General features: G+C 39.5%; 22 protein-coding genes. 13 read left to right on the top strand and 9 right to left on the bottom strand.

What is annotated here, in order from left to right; all coding sequences use genetic code 11:
• Positions 1-258 precede the first annotated feature (258 nt).
• Together BM107_RS10600 and BM107_RS10605 are read left to right on the top strand one after the other, a co-directional pair.
• The gene (locus tag BM107_RS10600) at positions 259-966 is read left to right on the top strand and encodes a DUF2490 domain-containing protein (RefSeq protein ID WP_090983046.1); all 708 of its coding nucleotides are present in this window, start codon (positions 259-261) and stop codon (positions 964-966) included.
• A 203-nt stretch (positions 967-1,169) separates the two neighbouring features.
• On the top strand, positions 1,170-1,943 hold the full coding sequence (locus BM107_RS10605) for a hypothetical protein (RefSeq protein ID WP_244278784.1): 774 nt from the start codon (positions 1,170-1,172) through the stop codon (positions 1,941-1,943).
• A 212-nt stretch (positions 1,944-2,155) separates the two neighbouring features.
• Here the strand turns inward: BM107_RS10605 and BM107_RS10610 are convergent, their stop codons facing one another.
• The 6 genes from BM107_RS10610 to BM107_RS10640 form a co-directional block, all read right to left on the bottom strand.
• Complete coding sequence (locus tag BM107_RS10610) at positions 2,156-2,602, bottom strand: DinB family protein (protein ID WP_090983048.1); 447 nt, start codon at positions 2,600-2,602, stop codon at positions 2,156-2,158.
• Positions 2,603-3,376, bottom strand: coding sequence for a hypothetical protein (locus BM107_RS10615; protein ID WP_090983331.1), 774 nt, complete (start codon positions 3,374-3,376; stop codon positions 2,603-2,605).
• Between the two features lie 436 nt (positions 3,377-3,812).
• Positions 3,813-4,544, bottom strand: a complete 732-nt coding sequence (locus tag BM107_RS10625; protein WP_090983052.1) for a head GIN domain-containing protein — start codon at positions 4,542-4,544, stop codon at positions 3,813-3,815.
• Positions 4,545-4,696: 152 nt separating this feature from the next.
• Positions 4,697-6,352 carry a M1 family metallopeptidase gene (locus tag BM107_RS10630; RefSeq protein WP_090983054.1) on the bottom strand — a complete coding sequence of 552 codons (1,656 nt, stop codon included), beginning with the start codon at positions 6,350-6,352 and terminating at the stop codon, positions 4,697-4,699.
• A 118-nt stretch (positions 6,353-6,470) separates the two neighbouring features.
• The gene (locus BM107_RS10635) at positions 6,471-8,336 is read right to left on the bottom strand and encodes a CocE/NonD family hydrolase (protein WP_090983056.1); all 1,866 of its coding nucleotides are present in this window, start codon (positions 8,334-8,336) and stop codon (positions 6,471-6,473) included.
• Between the two features lie 76 nt (positions 8,337-8,412).
• Positions 8,413-10,284, bottom strand: a complete 1,872-nt coding sequence (locus BM107_RS10640) for a CocE/NonD family hydrolase (RefSeq protein ID WP_090983058.1) — start codon at positions 10,282-10,284, stop codon at positions 8,413-8,415.
• Positions 10,285-10,630: 346 nt separating this feature from the next.
• On the opposite strand from BM107_RS10640, the gene BM107_RS10645 reads away from it, so the two are divergent.
• The 11 genes from BM107_RS10645 to BM107_RS10695 all read left to right on the top strand — a co-directional run bounded on the left by BM107_RS10645 (position 10,631) and on the right by BM107_RS10695 (position 22,325).
• Positions 10,631-11,458 (top strand): DUF6515 family protein, encoded by an 828-nt coding sequence (locus BM107_RS10645; protein ID WP_090983060.1) that lies wholly within the window; start codon positions 10,631-10,633, stop codon positions 11,456-11,458.
• Positions 11,459-11,733: 275 nt separating this feature from the next.
• On the top strand, positions 11,734-12,894 hold the full coding sequence (locus BM107_RS10650; protein ID WP_134204677.1) for an esterase-like activity of phytase family protein: 1,161 nt from the start codon (positions 11,734-11,736) through the stop codon (positions 12,892-12,894).
• Between the two features lie 23 nt (positions 12,895-12,917).
• Entirely contained in the window at positions 12,918-13,583 is a 666-nt protein-coding gene (locus tag BM107_RS10655; protein ID WP_090983064.1) for an HAD family hydrolase, read from the top strand.
• A gap of 44 nt (positions 13,584-13,627) precedes the next feature.
• Positions 13,628-14,236, top strand: a complete 609-nt coding sequence (locus tag BM107_RS10660; RefSeq protein WP_090983067.1) for a DUF2306 domain-containing protein — start codon at positions 13,628-13,630, stop codon at positions 14,234-14,236.
• A gap of 41 nt (positions 14,237-14,277) precedes the next feature.
• Entirely contained in the window at positions 14,278-14,829 is a 552-nt protein-coding gene (locus BM107_RS10665; RefSeq protein WP_090983069.1) for a Crp/Fnr family transcriptional regulator, read from the top strand.
• A gap of 63 nt (positions 14,830-14,892) precedes the next feature.
• Positions 14,893-15,249, top strand: coding sequence for a bleomycin resistance protein (locus BM107_RS10670; protein WP_090983071.1), 357 nt, complete (start codon positions 14,893-14,895; stop codon positions 15,247-15,249).
• Between the two features lie 588 nt (positions 15,250-15,837).
• Positions 15,838-17,244, top strand: a complete 1,407-nt coding sequence (lpdA, locus tag BM107_RS10675) for a dihydrolipoyl dehydrogenase (protein WP_090983073.1) — start codon at positions 15,838-15,840, stop codon at positions 17,242-17,244.
• 262 nt (positions 17,245-17,506) lie between these two features.
• A complete protein-coding gene (locus BM107_RS10680; RefSeq protein ID WP_090983075.1) occupies positions 17,507-19,054 on the top strand; it encodes a choice-of-anchor I family protein in 1,548 nt (515 codons plus the stop codon).
• A gap of 472 nt (positions 19,055-19,526) precedes the next feature.
• Positions 19,527-20,360 (top strand): bifunctional hydroxymethylpyrimidine kinase/phosphomethylpyrimidine kinase, encoded by an 834-nt coding sequence (thiD, locus tag BM107_RS10685; RefSeq protein WP_244278785.1) that lies wholly within the window; start codon positions 19,527-19,529, stop codon positions 20,358-20,360.
• Positions 20,357-21,010: a TenA family protein gene (locus tag BM107_RS10690; protein ID WP_090983077.1), complete on the top strand. Its 654-nt coding sequence runs from the start codon at positions 20,357-20,359 to the stop codon at positions 21,008-21,010. Before thiD ends, BM107_RS10690 begins: the two co-directional genes overlap by 4 nt.
• A 109-nt stretch (positions 21,011-21,119) precedes the next feature.
• A complete protein-coding gene (locus tag BM107_RS10695; protein ID WP_244278786.1) occupies positions 21,120-22,325 on the top strand; it encodes an MFS transporter in 1,206 nt (401 codons plus the stop codon).
• A 426-nt stretch (positions 22,326-22,751) separates the two neighbouring features.
• Here the strand turns inward: BM107_RS10695 and BM107_RS25315 are convergent, their stop codons facing one another.
• The 3 genes from BM107_RS25315 to BM107_RS10705 form a co-directional block, all read right to left on the bottom strand.
• Positions 22,752-22,952, bottom strand: a complete 201-nt coding sequence (locus BM107_RS25315; RefSeq protein ID WP_134204916.1) for a type II toxin-antitoxin system RelE/ParE family toxin — start codon at positions 22,950-22,952, stop codon at positions 22,752-22,754.
• A gap of 143 nt (positions 22,953-23,095) precedes the next feature.
• Complete coding sequence (locus BM107_RS10700) at positions 23,096-23,335, bottom strand: hypothetical protein (protein WP_090983079.1); 240 nt, start codon at positions 23,333-23,335, stop codon at positions 23,096-23,098.
• Positions 23,336-23,929: 594 nt separating this feature from the next.
• Positions 23,930-24,733: a hypothetical protein gene (locus BM107_RS10705; protein WP_090983081.1), complete on the bottom strand. Its 804-nt coding sequence runs from the start codon at positions 24,731-24,733 to the stop codon at positions 23,930-23,932.
• Positions 24,734-24,828 lie beyond the last annotated feature (95 nt).

A 24,828-nucleotide genomic window follows, 5' to 3' on the forward strand; every position in this document is an offset into this window, starting at 1 on the left:
CGGAGTTTTTCGCGAAGAACGCCAAGCTGGAGGTGTAATTTAGGCGATTGGACTTCTGATGCCGGTCCCCTGACTTTCGACTCTTTTAACCGCAAAGTGAGCAGAGGTCTTCGCAAAGAACGCCAAGCTGGGGGTATAATTCAGGCGATTGGACTTCTGACCCCGGACCTCCGACTTCCGACTTTCATCCCCCTTACTTCGGACTCTCATATATTTCTACTAATTTAGCGGCACACAGGTAAAACCGGTTTATCTATTATGAAAAAAATACTATTATCTGCCGTGATGGTACTCATCATGGCTTCAGGAAAGCTATATGCGCAAACCCAACATCAAAATTCGGGTTGGTTTATGTTTTTAAATAACACCAGGTTTAATGATAAATTGGGATTGCAATTTGACTTTCAAGCCCGTTCCGCCGATGATTGGGGCTATGTGCGGAATACTTTGGTAAGGCCTGCGTTGCAGTATTTCATCAATAACAAAAGTAATGTTGCATTAGGGTATCTGTGGCAGACCACCACAACAGAAATGACGGGAAGTGCCGATCTTACCCTTCACGAACACCGTATTTTTGAACAATACATTTACAATCATAAACTCAGTTCGGTATTTGCAAGTCATAGGTTTAGGGTTGAGCAACGTTTTATCGGCAGAACCGGAGAGGATGTATTTTCGCAGCGGTTCCGTTATTTTGTGAGGTTGATTCAGCCCCTACAGAAAACGCAGCCTGCTTTTACCAAGGGGGCTTTTGTGGCTTTACAAAACGAAGTTTTTTTAAATCTTCAGAACAAAAGCAAAATCAATAACAGTGTGTTTGATCAGAACAGATTATACCTTGCCGCAGGTTATCGTTTTTCGAAGCAACTCGATCTGGAAGCTGGTTATATGAACCAGGCTACACATGGCCTTTCAAACAATACGGTCAATAACATTATTCAGTTTGCCATATACACCAGGTTTTAATGTTTTAAAGTCATTTTTTACCTGACAAGCCGCGGCGAAGTGTTAAACCTATTGTAAATGATTCGTCTTTTTGCTCAATTTGCCACGTGAAAAAAATAACCATTCTTTTTTTGGCATTCTTGTTTGGCAAGCGGATGCAGGCACAAGAAATTCAAAGCGTTACAACAGACCGTATATCAACTTCTAAAAGCTTATTCAACCCTATGCATAGAAGAAATTTTTCGCGTAAAGGCGATTTCTTTTTCAACTGGGGGTATAATAGCTCCTGGTACGGCAAGAGCGATATCAGGTTTCAGGGGCCTAATTATGATTTTACTTTAAAAGATGTTGCTGCACACGATCGACAATCGAAATTGAGCTGGAGTTATTTAAATCCGGGTTTAATAACTGTGCCACAGTATGATATACGCGTTGGATATTTTCTAAAAGATAATTACAGCATTTCAATAGGTTGGGACCACATGAAGTATGTGATGGATATTCCGCAAACTGTTACGATTGATGGTCATATTGGTTCCAATATTTCGCCTACAAACACACCCACCGGAAGCTTGGCTGGCGATTATAACGGGCAAAATATTAACGTGAAAGAGAATATGCTCACTTATGAGCATACTGATGGCTTTAACTATGCTAATATTGAAATTGAGCGTTATGATGATATCTGGGTTGCACCCGGAGGCAATACTTCCTTGACTTTAGAAACAGGTTTGGGTGGCGGATTAATGGTGCCACGATCAGATGTACGCCTTTTCGGCCAGGGTAGAAATAACCATTTCAGCATTTCAGGTTATGGCGTTTCGGCAAAAGTTGGACTTAAATTTTATATCTGGAGAAATGTTTACCTGCAGAATACCACAAAATTTGGTGCCACGAATTTAACAAATGTGCACACCACAGGTTGGGATGAATATGACCATGCGAGTCAGAAGATTAATTACATTGAAAATATCTGGCTGTTCGGGGTCCAGTTTTAATACGAATTAAAAGAGGTTGAGGCCTCTTTTTTTGTTTAAGATACCTGATTTATAATAACCATGGAAACACAGAAAAAGCACGGAAGTTTCATCGTGCTAATGCATTAGGCTCATTAGCTAAGGGAAGATTTTTCATAGCCAAAGATTTCTTCCTGAATCATTAGGATCGCTGTGATTCAGGTTAGGCTGCTCATCGCTCACAACTGCTTCAATTACCTATCCAACAGCCTCCGATGGTAATTAATCTGCCCCAGGTGATAAGTTAAATGTGTGCTGAGGTGAACGAGAAAAAATTCGGTAGAGGTTTTTTCCTCTAATACTTTTGTCGGATACTCGTTATCCATCTGCGCCTGGCTTACCCGATCTAAAGTTTTGCTCACCACGGTGATGGTTGCTTCGATCATGCTGATTAATTCCTGCTTTGGCAAATCTTTTAGGGAAAATTCCAGTTCGCGGTTCCTTACATAATCGGTGCCACCTAAAGTAGCGCCGATGTAAGTATTCAGGTTGCCAACGAGGTGGAGGCAGAGGTTCCCCGCGGAATTTGCAATTCCATGGCCTGTCCGCCAAAGATTTTTCTCATTTTGGTAAGCTTCAATTTCAGATTTCAGCTTGCTAAGATCCCGGTTAAAAAGTTTTTTTAGTGTTTCGGTAAGCATTTATTGCAATAAAGGGTTGATTTTTTTTGCTGGTTGAGATAATATTTCCTTTCCCGCCGTCGTAACAACTAGTTGTGCGGGAGGAGCACCTTTTTCGCCCATTACAATGATAAAGCAGGTGTATATATAGTCGCCGCTTTTAAATTGGTAATTGTGGTTGCCGCCACTGCCGTCAGGCTTAAATTTCCCATTGGTTAAAATTAATTCAGGCTTATCGCTCATTTTACTTTTTATTGGCCATGAGGCATATCGGTAGTTGTCGTTGCCCAGATCATCAATCCTGATCCGGTACTGAGCAGTTTCTAAAACAAGTACCGGTTGTTCAAAATTGCCAATTGACGGATGAACGCTGCTTTTTTCTACATTGATTAATCTGGCTTGTTCTTCTGCTTCCAGCTTCGATTGATGGTTAACAGCAATTAATTTTCCATCGGTATCAAGCCATAATTCGCCGCGTAGCAACATAATGCCACGCCAACCCACGTCACTCCAATCGGTTTCGGGTGTACTATTAACGATCTTTTTAGCCAGATTATCATCAAATATTTCTTTGTAACGTTTTACAAATTCCTGTTTGTTTTTAATCGGCGGAATAGGGTAGGCTCTGTTTAAGGGATACTTAATTTTGCTGCTCAGTTTCTCTACATCCCCACTTTTAACAGCATTGATGAAAGCGATAACTATAGGGCGGTATTTTTTATTGAGTGTTTCTTCCTGCGAATAGGCAAGGTAGGTTATGCTGACAAATAAAAGTGCTAATGATATTTTTTTCATAGTAAGGAAGTGATAAGCGAATATAATTTTTTTGAATTGAATACCACTTTGTATCATGTGTTTTTGCATCATGATAAATGTTTTGGTATGCCGTATCGGCATTTGAATCTGTTGAAAATACAATTTTTTGGAAAGCAGGTTTCTGTGTACATCGGTTCCGAAAGCCCTGCCATCCGCTTTAGTTCTCTGCGTTCGTGCCCGCTTCTGTCAGGTTTAAGTTACTTGGGCAGGCCTTTCTATCCTAAACCCGACAGCAGCGGCAGCCCCTTATTCTTTACCGATGAATCGGCACTAAAGTAGCATCAGGGCTAAAGCAAATGGCGGGACTGCTGTAACCCAACAGCTTCTGTATTTGCTTTCCACAAGAAAAAAATCTGTAAAGAATAAAAAATGCCCCAAATTTCTCCGGGGCGTTCCTTCTATGATGAATCTGATCCTATACTTTTCTTACGCTACCCGAGCCAATAACTGTTTTGTCTACAGTAGGATTACCAGTATAGTTAACGCTTCCTGATCCGCTAATTACAGCCCTGATGCTTTCGCTAACTGCAATGTTCACCGTTCCTGAACCGCTAATGGTACTGGTTAATGTTTTTGTAGAAAAAGATTTACCAGCAAAAGTGCCAGAACTGCTGATTACTACTTTTGAGTGGTCTGCACCACCTGTAATATTGATTGATCCTGAGCCGCTGATTACACCACTATAATTATCTACATCTGCTGTTGCCTTAATATTTCCAGAACCACTAACGGTTGTTGTTAGGCTTCCTGTGCTGATTTTTCCATTTACGACTAAACTTCCATCACCGCTAACCGTTAAACTTGCTAACTCTTTTGCTGATACATAAGCCGTTATTTTTTTGCCTTCGTATTTTCTAGACCAACTGGTGATGCTGGTTTGCGGACGGATAACTAAAATATTGCTTTTAACTTCGGTAACAATTGTGGCCAGTGCTTCCGCATCACCTTCTAAACGGCAGCTTTCGTTGTTCCCGAAAGTTACAATTACATTGATAGGGCCTGCTACAGCAACACCATTAAAATTTTTCACAACTCTTTCGTCGCTGTTATTTTTAGAAGCGTTGATGCTGATCTGATCTTTTGCAATGGCATTAAGGCTAAAGCTTAATGTTAAAGAGGCTAATAATATGGCGAATACTTTTTTCATGGTTATAGATTTTGTTTTTTTAGATAAATAATGAGCTTTTTCTATAAGACGTTGGTTTTTTCAAAAAGTTGCGTAACACGAAATTTAATTCTCTCTATCAGTAATTTCTATTTTGCCTAAAGGAAGAAGTCAAAACTTGACTTCTTTGAGATCTAACCCGATTTTTTTGTATTGATATAAAACAATGGATCGTGTTTAAAATTATCTGCATTTATGCCGGCATCTACTTTAATGGTTTGCCAATCATTGGTTGGTTTAATTAAAGTATACGCACCTGCTTTTAAGGTTACCCGTACGGGCATATCGAAGCCCTTAACATCAGTTAACCAACGATAGGACAGGACACCATTACTGATTTTATATTCCAGAACAGGTGGCTTGGTATGGCGAAGATACTGATCGAAAATTTTATCTAATTTTAAGCCGCTCTGTTTGGCAATGTAATTTTCAACCTGCGCAGTAGTTACTGTCTGATGATAAAAGGTTTTGTTCAACCCGCGGAGAATCTGTCTGAATTTTTCATCATTATTAATAAGCTGTCGGATGATACTTGCCAGATTTGCACCTTTCGGATACATATCGCCTGAACCTTCTTTGTTTACATTATAAGGACCGATTAAAGGTATATCATTCTGAATAATTTTCTGTAGCCCGATTACATATTCTTCAGCAGCAACTTTACTTTCGTTACATTCTGTAAACAATACTTCCGAATAATTGGTAAAACCTTCGTGGATCCACATATCGGCGATATCTTTTGCAGTAATATTATTCCCGAACCACTCGTGGCCGCTCTCATGAATGGTGATAAAATCCCATTTCAGGCCATGTCCGGTTCCGCTTAAATCTTTACCTAAATAACCTGGTTTAAACTGATTGCCGTAAGCAACCGCACTTTGATGTTCCATGCCTAAATGCGGTGCCTGAACCAGTTTGTAGCCATCTTTATACCACGGATAAGGACCAAACCAATATTCGAAACATTTAAGCATCGGTTTAACATCGGCGTCCCAATGAGGGCGTGCTTTGGCGCTGTCTGTTTGTAGTGCCCAATAGTCAATGCTGAGTTTCCCATTTTCGCCATCATAACTATCCCGCCAATGGGCATATTTACCAATGTAAAACGTAACATCGTAGTTATTGATGGGGTTGGAAACAAACCAATTGTATTGTTTGTGACCATCGGGTAGATTTACCGTATTTCTTAATCTTCCGTTGGATATTTCCTGTAAAGTTTTAGGAACAGTAATGCTGATGAGCATACTGTCTACCTCATCACTCTGGTGGTCTTTATTGGGCCACCATACGCTTGCACCTAAACCCTGGCAGGCTACAGAAACGAAAGGATTGCCAGCAACATCTTTTTTAAAGATAAAACCACCATCCCAGGGCGGCGTTTTTGCTACTAATGGATTACCGGAATAGAAAACGGTAAATTTATCTTTGCTTCCTTTCTTTACCGGTTTAGGAAAGGTTACAAAAACAGCATTGTATTCTCGGGTAAAAGGTAAATCAGTACCCTTATACACTACTTTGTCTACTTTGAGGTTATCAAAAAGATCAAACTGCAGTTTAGTGAAATCCTGTGTAGCGGTAAATGCAAATTCGTTGCTTCCGACAATTGATTTCTGATCGATATCGATTTTTACGTCCAGGTGGTAATAGTTGATATCGTAACAAGTGCGTAAAGGAGTAAGTGTTCCACGCAGACTATCGGCCCGTGAATTGATTTGGTTTTTGCCTAGCAGTTGTGCCTGTGCAGTTGGAATACTAAACGCAAGTGCGAAAAGGATAAATAGTTTTTTCATTGTTGTTTGACTAGTGCTTTAGGCACGTAGCGATACGAACCGAAGCAGGAAAGATTTTATTAATCGTTAAAAACGAATGGTTATTACACGCTCGTCAGAGACGAGCGTGTAATAACGCTTATTTAATGACGTCAACTTCGATAAAACTGTCGTTAAAAACAGTTTGCGTGGCTTTAATATAATCTGCTTCAGTAGCCTTATAAGGATTCTCTACAAATTTTTGCGGATTACGGGCAAATAGCGGAAAAGCGGTACTTTGTACCTGAACCATAATTCTATGTCCCTTTTTAAAGGTGTGTAATACGTCCTGCAATTTAAAATTTACGCCAGTTTTTTGATTGGCCACCAAGGCTTCTGGTTTTTCAAAGCTGTTGCGGAAACGGGCGGGCATCACTTCCGAACGTACCATTTGCCAATAATTGCTCAGGGTGATATTTTTATTTGGCATATAAGGATTGTTCGGCTCATCGGCCGGATATACATCGATCAGTTTTACGATAAAATCTGCATCGGTACCAGTAGTGGCTATTTTAAGGTGCGACATGATTTCGCCACCCAAAGTAATGTCGTTATCTAATATATCGGTTTGGTAAACCAGTACATCTGGTCTCCTGCCCGCAAAACGCTGGTCTTCACTCATGTAATTATGCGGCGTAAAACCTAGGGTAGTGGTTAAATCTTCCGTGTAAGGAACTGGTTTTAAAGGATCGCTGATGTAATTTACTGAGCCGGGCGATTGGGGAGCGGTCATACTTAATTTTCCATCTGCACCCAAGTATAATTTTTGTTTGCTTGCTTTTTCTGTTGGCCATTGATCAAAGGTTTCCCATTGTTTTTTACCGGTATCGAACATATAAGCTTCTGGCAAACCGCTGTTTTTATCACCATTGCCTTTTAAGAAGTGGTTAAAAAATTTGGCTTCAATTTCTTTCTGGTAAAAAGTAGCAATGCTATCGCCAAAAAATACGTTGCTATGCATGGTGTGGCCAGTTTCGCGGCTCCATCTGCCATGTCCGAATGGCCCCATCACGATGGTATTATAAGCATTTGGATTTTTCTTTTCGATGGTTTTATATATGTTCAGAGGGCCTGATAAATCTTCCGCATCGTACCAGCCGCCCACTACCATCACCGCCGGTTTAATGGCACCATAATGTTTTAGCAGACCACGTTTTTGCCAAAATTCATCGTAGTTTGGATGGTTAACGGTTTCCTGCCAGAAGAAATTGTTTTTATAATACTTATCGGCATTAGTTAATGGGCCGAGATCCAGCGCAAATTGATAGCCATCTTTGGTTTTTGGTAAAATCATCTGGTTATTGTACCAAGGTTTTGAGGTTGTATCCGTTTTTTGTACACCAAATACCGGGAAAGTAAAGAAGTAGCTTTGTAAAAATGATCCATTATGGTGAAAATCATCAAAAAAGAAATCGGAAATGGGCGCCTGTGGTGATGATGCCTTTAACGCAGGGTGATTACTTAAAATCCCCGCTGCGGTATAAAAGCCAGGATAAGAAATACCCCATTGGCCTACTTTACCATTATTATTAGCCACATTTTTGACTAACCAATCAATGGTATCATAAGTATCAGAACCTTCATCCACATCTTTCTTCGATTTTTTATTGTCGATAACCGGCGTCATATTGGTCCAGGTGCCTTCACTTTTCCAGCGTCCGCGTACATCCTGCATCACTACAATATAACCTTCTTTCATCATCAGATCGGACGGCCCTAAACGTGCCGGGAATTTATCTTCGCCATAAGGGGCAACACTGTAGCAGGTACGCTGCATAATCATCGGATACTTTTTATCCTTTGATGCATCTTTTGGCGTATAAATGGCTGTAAAAAGTTTAGTGCCATCGCGCATAGGGATATACACCTCTTTTTTGGTATAGTTTGTTTTTGGGTATCCTGTATCGCTTTGTGCGAAAGCTGTGGATGCCGAAAGCAGGATAAGGATTAGTTTTAAGTATTTCATTTTTTAAGGATAAGTAAGTTGTTTTGTGTTTCGTTTCATGGCGCACGAACCAAGGCATTGGTGATACGTAACGGCTTTATTTTAATACAGAAACGGTAAGGAAAGAACTGTTATGTACATCGTGATAAATTCTGTGTGTTGCTTTTTGAAAGTCCTGTGGTTCGGCCTGATAAATATCCATAAATTTCTGCGGATTCCGATCGGCCAAAGGAAACCATGAATTTTGGATCTGGATCATAATTTTATGTCCTTTTTTAAAGGTATGCGCGATATCTGGCAGTGGATAATTTACTTTTGTAATCTGGCCGGGAACAAATGCTTCAGGTTTTTCGAAACTGTTTCGGTATTTTCCGCGCATAATTTCTCCGCGCACCAACATTTCGTAACCGCCCATAATTAAGTTTTTGGGATTCGGTACCGGGTTTGGTGCATCTTCAGGATAAACATCAATCAATTTAACTACATAATCGGCATCGGTACCGGTAGTAGAAACCACCAGATTGGCCAGTATTGGTCCGGTTAGGGTAATATCTTCGGTTAAGGCATCAGTCTGATAAGTTTTAACATCGGGGCGGCGGGCTGCAAAACGCTGATCGTCTATCATGTATTCCCGGGTACGTCTGGCCTGAATACCATCCTGGTAAGGAACAGGATGATTTGGATCGCTCACATATTCATCCCAGCTATCGGTTCTGCCTACTTTATCGAAACTGAGCTTTCCGTTGGGCTGTAAATACAGATTCCTGCTTTCTACTTCTTGTGGCGGCCAGGTGCTGAATTTTTTCCATTCGTTACTGCCGGTTACAAAAATATTGGCTTCTGCCGCATTAAAATCTCCCTCACCTTTTAAATAATGTTTAAAAAAAGGTAATTCATACTGCTGTTGATAATCAATACTGGTGGTTTTTCCAAAGTTGATATCGCCCAAAAAGGAGCCATCACTACGTACCCAGCCACCATGGAACCAAGGTCCCGCGACAAGGATATTGTTGGCACCCGGGTTTTGTTTTTCAATAGCTTTGTAAGTGTCAAAAGTGCCATAAGCATCTTCGGCATCGAAAAAGCCCCCCACCACCATTACTACAGGTTTAACCTGAGTTAAGTGAGGTGTAATTAAACGTGCTTTCCAGAAGGTATCTAAATTTGGATGTTTAAATAAATCGTTCCAGAATCTGATACTATCTGCAAAATAACGTTCTTTTAAATTTTTGACAGATCCGGCTTCTAAATAAAAGCGATAATTATCCTGAATAGGAAACTGAAAACCTTTAGGCCCTTTATCTGGTGTAATCGGTTTTGGTCTCGGGACACCAAAACTGCTCATAAAACTGAAAGCATCCATCAGAAATAATGTGCCGCGGTGGTGGAAATCGTCACCCATAAACCAATCGGTAACGGGTGCCTGAGGAGAAACAGCCTTTAATGCCGGGTGAGCATTTGGCAATGAGGCGGTAGAATAAAAACCAGGATACGAAATACCATAAATACCAGCATTTCCGTTGTTTCCTTTTACGTTTTTAACCAACCAATCGATAGTATCATAAGTATCCGTACTTTCATCAATCGCTGTTTTAGATTTTTTACCAGTCAGTTGTGGACGGATGTCGGCAAAAGTACCCTCACTCATCCAGCGGCCCCGCACATCCTGGTAAACAAAAATAAATCCTTCGCGCATCATGGCCGGAAAATTCCCTAGGCTAAGCTTATATTTATCTTCGCCATATGGGGCAACAGTATAAGGTGTACGGTTGATCAGAAACGGGTATTTTTTGGATTGGTTTTTCGGTATGTATATGGAGGTGAATAGCTTTATTCCATCGCGCATAGGGATCTGGCGTTCTATTTTGATATAGTTTTCTCTCACGTAAGCCGAATCGGTTTGTTGAGCCGTTAATTCACTGGAAATAAACAGGCAAAATAAAAGGCTGAAAACTTTGGTAAGGTTCATTTGAGCTGGCTTTTAGGAATAAAATTTAAATATAGGTGATTAACGATTGATAAGAAAAATATAGCGCGTAAAAGGTTTGTTAGCATGGGAGAGGGAATGAGGTATGATGGAAAATGGAAGAGTCCGAAAGTAGGAAGACCAGGGGCAGAGGTATGGTATGCAAGAGAGTTTTGCATTTTTATGGTCGATAGTCTAAAATGGATGAGGCATTCTTTTGTATTGCGTATTTTTTATAGCTTAACCTTCTATTCGTCATTACTTTATCAAAATTTAGTTAAATGTGCTTCAAGGATAATCTTTTATGCGTTTTTACCGTCATATAGTTCATTGACTTAAACACAAAAAAATGAATGGGTTATTCAATAAAGTATTGGTTGTTTTCGCTGCAGCAGCGATGATAACAACCTGGAGTATCGAAAGTGTTTCTGCACAGCGGCCAAGCAGGAGCGGAGGCGGTGCTTCTTTCGGCGGCGGCAGATCCGGCTCAGTTGGCTCATCACGAGGTGGTGGATTTTCCCATCAGCCAACTTTGCGCGGACCAGGCAGAGGTGGTTTTTCTACCGGTGTCCGCTCTGGCAGATCAAGTTACAGTTATTACAGACCGGGTTATCGGATGGGCTATGGAAGGCCATATTATGGTTACAGAGTAGGTTTCGGGAGACCTTATTACAGACCATACTACAATTATTACAGTTTTTACAGACCGTTTTTAGGTGTGAGGATTAATGTATTACCCTATGGTTATTATCCTTTCTGGTATGGGCCAACCCAATTCTATTATTCCGGTGGATTGTTTTATCAACAAAATAATGATCAATACGAAGTGGTCACACCACCAGTTGGTGCCGAAGTTCCAAATTTACCTTCGGATGCAAACCGGGTAACCATTAACGGAGTTGATTATTACGAATACAAAGGAGTTTATTACACCCAAAAGGAAAATGCTGAAGGTAAAACCGTATATGTGGTGGCTGGCAAAGATGGCGTTTTAAATACCGCAAATGGCCTGGCTAATACGCATAATATTGGCGATATTATTGACCAATTGCCTGAAGGGTGCAGAGAGGTGACCATTAAAAATGAAAAATATTTTGTCTCGCCTGATGATGTGTATTATGAAGAGGTAGTTGATGGAAATAACATTACTTACCGCGTAATCGGTAAGTTGTTTTAGCAGTTCAGAGTTGTCAACTTTCCGTCCGTCCGGATATTAAAGTTGACAACTCTTTGGTTTTGCAAGTATTTAATGTGCAGTCGGATGTTACCATCCGATTGTTTTGTTTTGAAAAGAAGGCTTAATTGCAAGTTTCTATCATTATAATTATGTGTGTCAGCTGATAACAGCTAACACCACAAAATAGATTATTCCGTACCCATCTTAGCCTCCGTGGCAAAAATTATAAATTGTTGCACATAAAAAACATATTTTTGCAAACTAAACATTTCGATTTGAAATTCATACAGCGATACTTCATCATCTATGCTCTTTTTGCTATTATTCTCTCTTCCTGTTCGGTAACTAAGCATGTTAAAATTAAACAGGATGAGGCTAATATTTCAGCTATAAAGTTTTTGGATGAATATGTCATGCCCTTAAACCCTGTTTTTCAAAATACGGTTGTTGGTGGTTTATCGGGGATTGATTATGATGTAAAACAGAACCAATATTATATGATCAGTGATGATCCGTCGCAATTTAGTCCAGCGAGGATTTACATCGCAAAGATCGATCTCAAAGAAAATAAAATAGATACCATCCGGATTACGGGAGTTAATTTTCTTTTACAGGAAAATGGGAGCCAATACCCCAAATACGGCACAGATAAAAGCGTGAAGCCAGATGGAGAAGCTGTTCGTTATAATCCGGTTGCGAAACAACTGATCTGGAGCAGTGAAGGCGAAAGATTGTTTAAAAATGGTGATACGACCATTGTTCAGCCCGGTTTAACTTTTATTTCTACAGCCGGTAAATTTTTGGATAACCTTCCGTTGCCGGAAGGTTTTCATTTTACAAAAACGCAGAGTGGCCCACGGAAAAATGCTTTGTTTGAAGGCCTGACTTATGCGGATGATTACAGAGCTTTATATGCCAGTTTAGAAGAACCACTTTACCAGGATGGTCCTCAGGCCGCTTTTGGATATGATAAGGCTTTAACAAGGATTTTAAAGTTTGATATGGCGACTAAAAAGAATGTTGCGCAATATGCCTACAACCTTGGCGCTTTACCTGTTAAGCCTACTGTAGATAATGATTGGAATGTGAATGGGATTTCCGAAATACTGGCCGTTAACCATCACACGCTTCTGGTATTAGAGAGGGCCTGGGCAAAAGGCCATGATGACCATACTTTTTTAAAACTTTACCTCGTTGATCTGAATGGTGCAGAAAATGAAATTGATAATCCATCTTTCGCAAAAAATCCACCGAAGCCGCTCAGCAAAAAACTACTTTTCGATTTTGATACCTTAAATATGCACATTGATAACGTTGAAGGGGTAACTTTTGGGCCGAAACTTGCAAACGGACACCGTTCTTTGATATTTTGTGTAGATAATAATTTCAGTAAAACGCAGTTGCAACAGTTTTTCCTTTTCGAGATTATCCCGTAAACCAATTCAGTTAAAAATTTATAATGAGTAAAATAAAAGCCCTGCTTTTCGATTTAGATGGTACATTGATTGATTCCGAAAAGTTTCATTTTGATTGCTGGAATACCTTTTTAGAACCCTATAATGTACATATCGAATTTAAAGATTGGCTAAGTAATTATGCTGGGATTCCGCTGCCGAAAAATGCAAAAACGATTATAGATCGCTATAAAATTGATGAAGATTTAGCCAGCTTTATTGAAAGAAGAGAAAAGATAACCTTTGATGGTTTTAGAACAACCGATATAGCCTTAATGCCTTATGCCTTAGAGTTTGTGCAATTCGCTTACGAGAAAGGACTTACGCTTGCAGTGGTTACGGCCAGTCCGAAGATTGATGTGGAAGCTGTTTTCGAGCGCAATGGTTTGGCCAGATATTTTAGTCTGTTTATCACCCGAACAGATGTAAGCAAATCTAAACCCGATCCCGAAAGTTATAACCTTTGTGTGGAACGCCTGGGCTTAGCTAAAGAAGAATGCATCGTTTTTGAAGATACCTTAAATGGGGTTAAATCTGCCCTGGCCGCCGGTATTACCTGTTATGCTATACAAAATAATGTGCGTGCACATCAAAAACTAAAAATAGCCGATGAGCTTTTTCTCAGTTTTTCGAATGCCAAAGCATTTATGTTACATAAGGAACTAATCTAGTTCTCCAAAATTAACTAGCTTAGTAATAAGCAACGGGATTTAATATGGTTAAAAAAGGGTTATGGATTTTATTTGCAACTTTCGCATTGCTGATTGGACTTTATCCAACTATTTACTTTTTAATCGATAGAAAATTTGGATTGTTAGGTTCGAAGTCGGTAGCGTTGTTAAGCAATACTTTCTGGAACATTGGTTTTTATACGCATATTATTTTAGGAGGATTAGCTTTATTGATCGGCTGGACACAATTTAGTCCGAAAATGAGAAACAGTCGAATGGTATTGCACCGGAAATTGGGTAAAGCTTACGTGGTTTCGGTGCTGCTTAGCGCCTTGGCAGGCATTTATATCGGCTTTTTTGCAACAGGCGGGTGGGTTTCTTCAGCTGGATTTATCTGTTTAGGCGTCGTTTGGTTTTATACTACATTAAAGGCTTATTTACATATTAAAAGCGGCGAAATTGTGAAACATCAAAAAATGATGGTTTTCAGTTATGCTGCGTGTTTTGCGGCGGTAACCTTAAGGATCTGGCTGCCAATTTTGACCATTATGTTCGGTGATTTTTTTAAAGCCTACCTGGTTGTTGCCTGGTTATGCTGGATTCCGAATTTGATCATTGCTTATCTAATCAACAGTAAAACCACTAATCCATAAATTGTCTGGTTGCTCCATCTATTCAAATAACTGAATTTTATATGATATCAGCTCAGGAAATTTTATCTGGCGTCGGCTCATTTTCATCCTATGATCTGCTTCTTTTTGAAGAAAAAGCCACGCGAAAGATATTTAGGAAAAACGATATGGTCTTGCGCCAGGGTGAGATTTGCCGATCTGTTTATTTCATCCTGTCCGGATCTTTTGTTCAGTTTCAATCTGATCATGAAACCGAAACAATCATCGAGCTTCATCTACCCAAAGAATGGATGTACAATCACTCAAGTTTAATAGGTCAGAAGCCATCAGATACAACAATTAAAGCATTTGAGGATGCTGAAGTGATTGAATTGAGTTTATACCACCTGCATGAACTGATTGCTAGATCACAATCCTTTTTAAGCTTCGGTCGGATTTTTGACCAGGCTAACCACAGGACTTATCTATTCGATAATGCGTTAAGTCCAGCAGAAAAGTACCAATACATTAAAAAGTCAAAGCCACTTATTGTACAGGTTTTTCCAGTTAAACTCATCGCGTCATATCTTAAAATAACGCCCGAAACCTTAAGCAGGGTTAGGGCTAACTGTTGAATTTCCTGATTTCGATCAAGTGCTGCTTTTCAGAAAATTCCTCATTTTTGAAATAAAAAAAATATGCTGACAGCAATCAATCCGAAACTTCCAATGCGTGATAAAGAAATCACCAGAGATTTTTATGTGAATAAATTAGGCTTTAAAGATATTGGGGCCGACAATTTTAAGGATTACCTTATGGTGCAAAAAGATCATGTTCAGATTCACTTTTTTTTATTTGAAGCACTTGATCCCAAAGAAAACTATGGTCAGGTTTATCTGCGCACAGATGATATCGAAGCTTTGTACCAATGGATGCTGGATACTAACCAAAGCATTCACCCTAATGGACATTTGCAAACGAAACCTTGGGGGCAAAAGGAATTCTCTATGCTTGATCCGGATAACAATCTGCTTACTTTCGGACAAGGGGCTTGAGGTTTATTGGTCAATGGTTCATTGGTCAATAGTTTATTAGTAAATGGTTCATTTGTTTGTTCGTCAATAATTCGTTGATTATTAGTATATAATTTAACGTAAGTTTTGGCTCTTAACTTCGTCATTGCGAACTGAAGAAGGGACTTCGCACAGGAGTGAAGCAATCTTTTTTGATCATAAATTACATGATAGATTGCTTCGGCTCGCTCATATCCCGCCTCGCAATGACGGATTATCTTGTAAAAATCTGATAATCAATTGCAAACACCCATAACTCACGTTAATTTAGGGTAGATCTCATGATTGTTATGTATAATTCCAATCACTTAAGATAACCTCTCTGGTTCATAACTGAGCCAATCAGATATTTTATAGTCTTAAAGTAAAATATTTATATGCTTATCACATTTGGATATTTGAACTTTTCGGGATTATCGTCTAATGGTCTCAGCAATGAACCTGGATTTATGATTATGGGTTGCTTAACCTATACGTTGAGGATTGTAAGTGGAAGACAATTGCCCTATTCTACTTTTAGCTTTCCGCCTTTTTTCCATACATTTGGCTAATTAAAATACTCAAGAAATTATGCAATACGATGTCGTTGTTATCGGTTCAGGGCCGGGCGGTTATGTAGGCGCAATCCGTTGTGCTCAGTTAGGTTTAAAAACTGCAGTAGTAGAAAAATATAAAACTTTTGGAGGAACTTGCTTAAACGTAGGTTGTATTCCATCTAAGGCTTTGTTAGACTCATCGGAGCATTATCACAATGCTGCTCATACATTTACTACTCACGGTATCGATTTGAAAAGCCTTAAAGTAAATATGCCGCAAATGATCGCACGTAAAGACGATGTTGTTGCGCAAAATACGGCCGGTATCACGTATCTGTTCAAAAAAAACAAAATCGATTCTTTCGAAGGTGTAGGCTCTTTTGTAGATAAAAATACCATCCTGGTAACAAAAGCTGATGGTACTACGGAAACCCTGACTGCAAAAAATGTAATCATTGCTACGGGTTCTAAACCTACAGCTCTACCATTTTTACCGATCGATAAAAAACGGATCATCACTTCAACAGAGGCTTTAAATATTAAAGAAGTTCCAAAGTCGATGGTTGTAATTGGTGGCGGAGTGATCGGTTTGGAGTTAGGTTCTGTTTACGCCCGTTTAGGTACAAAAGTTTCAGTAATTGAGTTTTTGCCATCTATCATTGCAACAATGGATGCAAGTTTAGGTAAAGAACTTCAACGCGTATTAAAGAAAAACCTGGGCATGGAATTCTTTATGAATCATAAAGTTACCGGTGCTACAAATAATGGTAAAACAGTAACGGTTACTGCAGAAAATGCAAAGGGCGAAGCCGTAAATTTTGATGCTGATTATTGCATCGTGGCTGTTGGCCGTACTGCTTACAGCGAAGGTTTAGGTTTGGATAAAATTGGGATTACCGTTGAAGAAAGAGGTAAAAAAATTCCGGTTAATGAGCATTTAGAAACTTCGGTTGCGGGTGTTTATGCCATTGGAGATGTAATTACAGGTGCGATGTTGGCACACAAAGCGGAGGATGAAGGGATTTATGTTGCCGAAACCATTGCCGGTCAGAAACCACATATTAATTATAACTTAATTCCTGGAGTAGTTTATACCTGGCCGGAAGTGGCTTCTGTAGGTTTAACCGAAGAGCAGTTAAAGGAAAAAGGTATAAAATATAAAGCAGGTTCGTTTCCTTTCAAAGCCAGCGGACGTGCAAAAGCGAGTATGGATACCGACGGTTTCATCAAAGTTTTAGCCGATGCGGCAACTGATGAGGTTTTAGGCGTACACATGATTGGCCCGCGTGCTGCAGATATGATTGCTGAAGCGGTTATCGCAATGGAATTCCGCGCATCTGCTGAGGATATTGCACGTACCTGCCATGCGCACCCAACTTATACAGAGGCGTTAAAAGAGGCGGCACTTGCTGCAACTGAGAACAGAGCGATACATATTTAATTATTTATCGGTCGTCATACTGAACTTGTTTCAGTATCTGTTTTTAAAATGATTAGCAATCCCGGTATTTTGCCGGGATTTTTTTGTTTGAGCGCTATTTCGAGAGGAGTGTAGCGCTCTATCTATAAAATGCCCTTGATCCAGAAAATTACGTTTTGAATTTTCTACCTCCTTCACATTTTCTTAACTAAATCATAATATAGGTGGCTTAAGAAACAGCATGATTCGAATTTATTTTTGCGGTTCAGATATTAAACAAACCATGAACTGTAAAAAACTATTTGGTGCAATTTTTATTGCTTCGCTGGCATTTGCTGCCTGTAAAAAAGATTCAAAAGATGATCCGATTGTAGATCCTCCGGTAGAAGCTGTTGTTCCAGAAAAAATAGACAGCTTTAAAGAAACTGCAGCTATTGATTTAGGCGGTGAATTCGCTTCAGAAATTTCTGCCTATGATCCTTTAACCAAAAAGCTGTTTGTAGCCAGTAATGATGGAGGTGCCAAAGTTGACGTTGTGGATATGAGTAAATACCCAACAGTTACAAAAGTGCAAACCTTAACTTATGCAGCTAACGCTGGGATTAATAGCGTTGCCGTAAATAACGGTTTATTGGCAATTGCTCTAGATGGCGCCGATAAGCAGGGAAATGGCGAAGTTGTTGTACTTAAGACTTTAGATTTATCTGAAGTTAAAAAAATTACGGTGGGCGCTATGCCAGATATGGTAACTTTTAGTCCGGATGGAAATTATATTTTATCGGCAAACGAAGGCGAGCCCAATCCGGCCTACACGGTAGATCCAAAAGGAACCATTTCAATTATCAGTATCAAAGATAATTATTCGATAAAAACAATAGATTTTTCAGCTTTTGAATCGCAGAAAGCTGCATTGCTTGCTGATGGTTTTAGAATTTATGGTTACAATGCCAGTTTTACCCAGGATATTGAGCCGGAATATATTGCAGTAAGCAGCGATTCCAAAAAGGCCTTTGTTACGCTTCAGGAAAATAACGGTGTTGCCGAAGTAGATATTTTAGCCGGAACCATTACGAAGATTATTCCGCTGGGCACAAGAGATATCAGCCTAACCGAAAATGCTTTTGATGTTAGTGATAAAGATGGTAAAAAAGTATTGGGTACATGGCCAATAAAAGCTTATTACCTGCCAGATGCCATATCTTATTTCACATCTAACGGTGCGACTTATTTAGCCTTGGCCAATGAAGGTGATACCCGTCAGGATTATACTCCAAAAGAATCAAAAGAAGAGGTGCGTGTAAAAGATCTTATTTTAGATCCGGTTAAATTTCCTAATGCTGCAACCTTGCAGTTAGATGCAAATCTCGGAAGGCTTACCGTAACCAACACCGCTGGTTTTACCATGGTTGGTACAAATAAGGTATACCAGGAATTGTTTTCGACCGGGGGGCGAAGTGTGAGTATCCTGAATGCAAATACGGGAGCTTTGGTTGCCAACATTGGTAAAGATCTTGAGCAACATGTAATTGATGCCGGAAAATACGACGACGATCGTTCAGATAATAAAGGTGTAGAAGTAGAAAGTGTAACGGTTGCCCAGGTAAACGGACAAATCCTGGCATTTATTGGCATGGAACGTGCAGATGCAATTGCTATTTATGATGTGACCAATCCGGCAGCACCAAAATTTGTTCAGTTATTCTCTACCGGCGATGCGCCCGAAGGTTTGATGTTTGTTAAACCAAAAGATAGCCCCAACGGCAGAAGTTTATTAATCGTTTCAAATGAGGGTGATGGCACCGTTCGGTTCTATCAACCCGATAAAATGTAGTCGCTCAATCTATTTATTAATGATGATTTTTAATCCCGGTACTGATATCGGGATTTTTGCTTTCAGAGTTGTCAACTTTAATAGGTATTTCGCTATTAAGTTGACAACTCTTCTTAACCTTCGATTAGCACAGGAAAAAGGAGGCTGAAACTAATCAAAATGCATAATATTAATCGAATCGGTTCTTATTTAATTCATTTCTATAAACAAAGAATTAAAATTAAGCCCTATATTGCATCACAAAAAAACTTTAGGGGTGCCTTCAAATAAGTTGGCTGAGAATATACCCTTTTTGAGGTTAAAGGTTGAAGGTAAAAAGGTAGAGGGTAATTTCCTTCAACCTTAAAACCCTCCAGCCATCAACCCCGAATGGACCTGATCCGGATCATGCCGGCGTAGGAAATTAGTTTGTCTGCAGTATTTGCATAAAAATGCCTTCGGCATTTGAAGACTCCTGAAGTTGTACAACAAAATGAAGTCTTTAGCAATGAACTATATTCAGGTGTTAACAATAGCTGGCTCAGATAGTGGCGGCGGTGCAGGCATTCAGGCAGATTTAAAGACCTTTTCGGCCCTGGGTTGTTTTGGCACCTCTGTAATTACTGCCGTCACCGCGCAGAATACATTAGGAGTGCGTTCCGTTCACGGTATTCCCGCCACGATAATTAAAGATCAGTTACAGGCAGTACTGGATGATATCAAACCCGTGGCTATTAAAATCGGCATGATCAACCGGGCAGAAGTAGTTGATGTAATTGAAACAGAACTTAAAAATTACGCTGCGGATGTACCTGTTATTTTAGATCCGGTAATGGTAGCTACCAGTGGACATAAATTGATCGCACCTGATACTGTTGAGCAGCTGATAGGCAAATTGTTCCCATTGGTAAGCCTGGTTACCCCCAATATTGATGAAGCCGTTATTCTCGCCGATCAGGCCATTCATGATCTTGATGATATGGTTGCCGCGGGCAGGAAAATTATCGAAAAAGGTGCAAAAGCTGTTTTAATTAAAGGCGGGCATTTAATAGGCCCGGTAATTTACGATGTTTTTATTGGTGCAAGCGATGCACCCGTTATACTCGAAAGTACTTTTATTGCCTCTAAAAATCTGCATGGAACCGGTTGTACACTTTCATCAGCTATAGCCGCCGAAATGGCTAAAGGCAAAATGATGCTTGATGCCATTAAAACTGCAAAAACTTACATCTGGCAGGCTTTACAAGCTGGTATTGAAGTAAAAACAGGAGAAGGCAACGGACCTCTAAATCACTTTTTTGAACCTTTAAAATTGATTATCCAATGAAGTGGAGCGAACAGGCATGGGAAAGGGTTGAACCCATCTATAACAAAATTTTAGCGATGCCCTTTAATACAGAGCTGAGCAATGGCACCTTACCAAAAGAAAAATTTATTTTCTATTTAGCACAGGATGCCTATTACCTTTTAGCATTCGGGCGGACGTTAAGCGCGATTAGCGGACGAATGCAAAATGCAGATTTAGTGATGGCTTTTGCCGGCTTTTCTACAGGCGCTATATTTGCCGAGCGCAGTCTGCATGAAAGTTATTTTGTAGAATTTGGTTTACCCAGCGAAGTTAAGCCCACGCCATCTGCGCTTTTATATACCAGTTATATCCTTAGTCAGGCGGCCTATGCCAATGTAGAAATAGCCGTAGCAGCTGTTTTGCCATGTTTTTGGATTTATAAGGCAGTAGGAGATCACATTTTCGCCCGGCAAAAAGGAGAAGAAGATCCTTATAAAAGGAGGATTGATGTGTATGCGGGCGTAGAATTTGCTGCTGCAGTAGAAAAGGCAATTGATATTGCAGATGAACTGGCCGTACAAGCGAATGCTGCAACTCGGCAGAACATGCTGGATGCTTTTGAAATGGCAACCCGTTTAGAATGGATGTTCTGGGACAGCGCTTATGAAACGGAAAAATGGAAAATTTAATATTCTAATCTGATAAACAGCAAAAAATTTTGATAAAATGTTAAAAACATGTCGGTATTTCCAATAGATTTAAAGAACTTTGTTGTTTTATAATTTTTAGGACATTACATTGGAAGAGCGCACGCAAGAACAGGAAATTTTAATTAAACAAAATGATAAACCTGCATTAAAGCAAAGCTCTCCAAAGCAAGTACGTTTAGCCATATCTGCCTTTTACTTTATGCAAGGGGTTTGTTTTGCCAGTTGGGCCAGCAGAATTCCAACTTTTAAATCCTCCATGGGTTTAAATGATGCAGAATTGGGTTCTATACTTTTTGCATTACCTGCCGGACAGATTATAACCATGTTTTTTTCTGCAAAACTGACCACGCATTTTGGCAGTAAGAAAATGTTAAGGGCAACAGCACCGCTTTATGCCATTGCCTTAACTTTTTTAGCATTGGCTACTACTGGCTGGCAATTGGCTGCTTTTTTGGTTTTATTCGGCATTACGGGTAACCTGTGTAATATTGCCTTAAATACACAGGGTGTTGCTGGCGAAAACTATTACGGCAAACCGATTATGAGTTCTTTCCATGGCGCCTGGAGTATCGGGAATTTAACCGGTGCATTAATTGCGCTTGGATTAGTGAACTTAAAAATGGGTATGTATACCCATTTTTGGATGATTGCCTTAATATCTTTAACCAATGTATTATTTAACGCTAAAAAACTACTCAATTATAATAAGCCCGATACTGTAGTGGAAAAAACGAAGTTTTTTACCATGCCACAAGGTATTTTGGTATTATTGGGCGTTATTGCGTTTTGTAGCATGGCCACCGAAGGTACTATGTTCGATTGGAGCGCTATTTATTTTGAGGATGTGGTGAAATTACCCCATAATAAAGCTATTATCGGTTATGCATCGTTCATGTTTATGATGGCCAGCGGAAGATTTATGGGCGTATATTTAATCGGTAAATTCGGGCGGAAAAATCTCTTGCAAATCAGCGGTGCCATTATATCACTAGGTATGGCACTTGCCGTCATATTTCCTTATTTAATTACTGCCATTTTTGGTTTTATGCTCATTGGTCTGGGAGTTTCAAGTATTGTACCCATGGTGTATAGCATAGCTGGAAATAATAAAAAAGTACCCGCTGGCAAAGCCATCACCATGGTTTCAAGTATCGGTTATTTCGCTTTTTTGTTTGGTCCGCCGTTAATAGGTTATATTTCGCAGCTATCCAGCTTACGCTATTCTTTCGGAATTATTTCTGTATTTGGTTTACTGATTATTTCTTTGGTAACGAAGATTAGAGAGATCAATTAGGCTTTCCATTTCGTAAAAAAAAATATATCGATTATTGAGCGCAGTGCCTGAGCGTAAAATAGCGTTTCTTCCCGCTTTTTGCTTGTACGCTTCGCTTCCTAGCACCTCGTTGCTGCAGGGTACCGCTTCAATCGGGGCTAACTGGCCAAAACAGTGTTTCTTTTTTCGGGTTGCAGGGTGCGCCGACCATTCTTCGTAAACCCGATTAAAATGAAAAGCCCGGAGCTTAGTGAGGAATTGTAATGGAAAGCAGGACTACAAACTGCCACGAACTGGTGTATGCTCATTTCCAATTCTTAAGATACTAAATATATCTTAACTTATTTCGATCGGTGAGACACCCAACCTATAGGGTAATATTTCGCAGATTATCTTTTTGGTAACGAAAATTAGAGAGATAAATTAATAGGTCTGTTAATCAGCGATTTAACGGGTAAAAGGCCGCCTGCTGGAATGTCTAATCCTAAGAATTCTAATTTCTTTGTCGGTTTTTCTGAATGATATCCTATATCTGTCAATTTCAAAAGCAAAGAAACTGCCATCGTTATTCTTTTTTAACCGGTCTATTTGAAATGTGTTTAAATGATTTGGAAGAGACTTGATTTTTGATAAAATTTTAACTTCTATTTTTCAGCATAATCAATCAGAGCATTATCCTCAAGGTATTGAATAATTTCCAACAGTTGTTTCACCGCAAGTTTATTCCACTTGATTTTCATTCATTTAAGCGACGTTACTATTTGGACTGGCAAGTTTTTTTCATTATTACATTAAATAGCCTTACGCCTTTTTTGGAAAAGCTGTTCTACAGCTCCGTGAGAAATAAAATTTCCCGATTCAATTTCTTTATCCGCTTGATCCAATTCCTGATCGTACTGATCTAGAAATACCGTTGCAATCTCAGCTGGCTCCTCGCTAATATCTGATTGATATTTATAATCTAAACTATCTAAAAAAGCAATTAGCACTTTTTCTTCCTGTTCATTTTTTGTATTTACGAATATGCTCATATCCAAATTTAGTGAAATTTTATGATAATAGTTATAAACTATCACCTACTTCTTCCTGACGAATCTATGTTTCTTTGAGGCTCCAACCGGAGCTAATTGGCCAAAACAGTGTTTCTTTTTTTGGGTTGCAGGGTGCGCCGACCATTCTTCGTAAACCCGGTTCGATAGACATAGGATGCAATGAAAAGCCCAGGGCATAGCAAGGACTTGTAATGAGTGGGACTACGAACTGCCAGGAACTGCTGAATGCTCATTTCCCCGTGTTCAACCATATGAGAAATGTAAGATGCATATAACTTATATTTATTGAAAGGTCTTATATAATAATACGGACTAATTTTTGGAAAAACAGCTTAAACCTGGACTGAATAAATGTTTAATTAAAATATTGTCTTATAAACGATCCATCCTGACCCATTCGTCATGTTGGACTTGTTTTGCAGGTATAAAAAATATTTTAATGGCCTTCAGCTCCTTCGTGGTCAGTATCTTTTTAGCAGGAAAGACCCTTAAATAAATTACCTTCGGTGGGCTCGCTAAGGCTCGGTACAAGCGTGACGATGACCACAGTATGTCTCTGTCGAATCTGCTATGCTACTCTTTCTTTATCAATCCGTGTTCTTTTAAGGCCGCTACCGCAAGCTCAATTAACCTGAAGTTTTCTTCCAGGTGTCCATGCTGTACTTCCACATTGATATAGGGGATATTGTTTTGCATGGCATAAACCGAAAGGGAACCATCGTTGGTTGCGAATTTAGATTGAAGGATAACATTCACATTGGCCTTTTTTAAACTGCTGAACAACCTCGGCTCGGTTACATAAATCAGATCGTCGCCATCCATCTGGAAGTTGATGTAAACAGAATCAGCAGTACTGGATAAATCGTAACCTGGTAAATAGGAAGAAATGCCAAAACCACCATCAGCATTGTTGTGAAGGGTTAAAAAATAACCCGTAGTTTTTGGATCATAAAAATCTACAATCTGTTTGCCTGTGCTTAGTATAGCTTTTTCAACTTCGTTAGAGCTAAACTGGTTTTTCTTTAACCGGGTATTAACCCCCACTTCAGTATATATCGCATTGGGGTCTATGCGGTACTGGTCGTCCATATACGTGAAATAATAATCCCTCACCGCTCCGTACTGGCTGTCTATGAGTTCGCCCCCATACCAGCGGATATAATCAAAACCAGCCTTTACCCCGGTGTCTTCATTATCATGTACCACTAGAAACTTTACGCCGTTGGGTTTATAGCTATATTTTACCAATGTGATATCCAGATCGTACAGCTTGACAAAGTTTGAATCGGTACGCATTGCTGCAAAAACAGGTGGGTGTTGAGCTTTTACGAGGAGTGTAGAACAGATCAGCAACAGGCTAAAAATGATTTTGAACATAATCAATAATATACAATGCTGATTAATATTTGTTTGGCCGCGGTATTGTAGAATGACTTAAAAACACCGTTTCGAAAAAAAGGAACTACAGGAAG

It is taken from the genome of Pedobacter suwonensis (assembly GCF_900111825.1).
GTDB classification, from domain to species: Bacteria; Bacteroidota; Bacteroidia; order Sphingobacteriales; family Sphingobacteriaceae; genus Pedobacter; species Pedobacter suwonensis.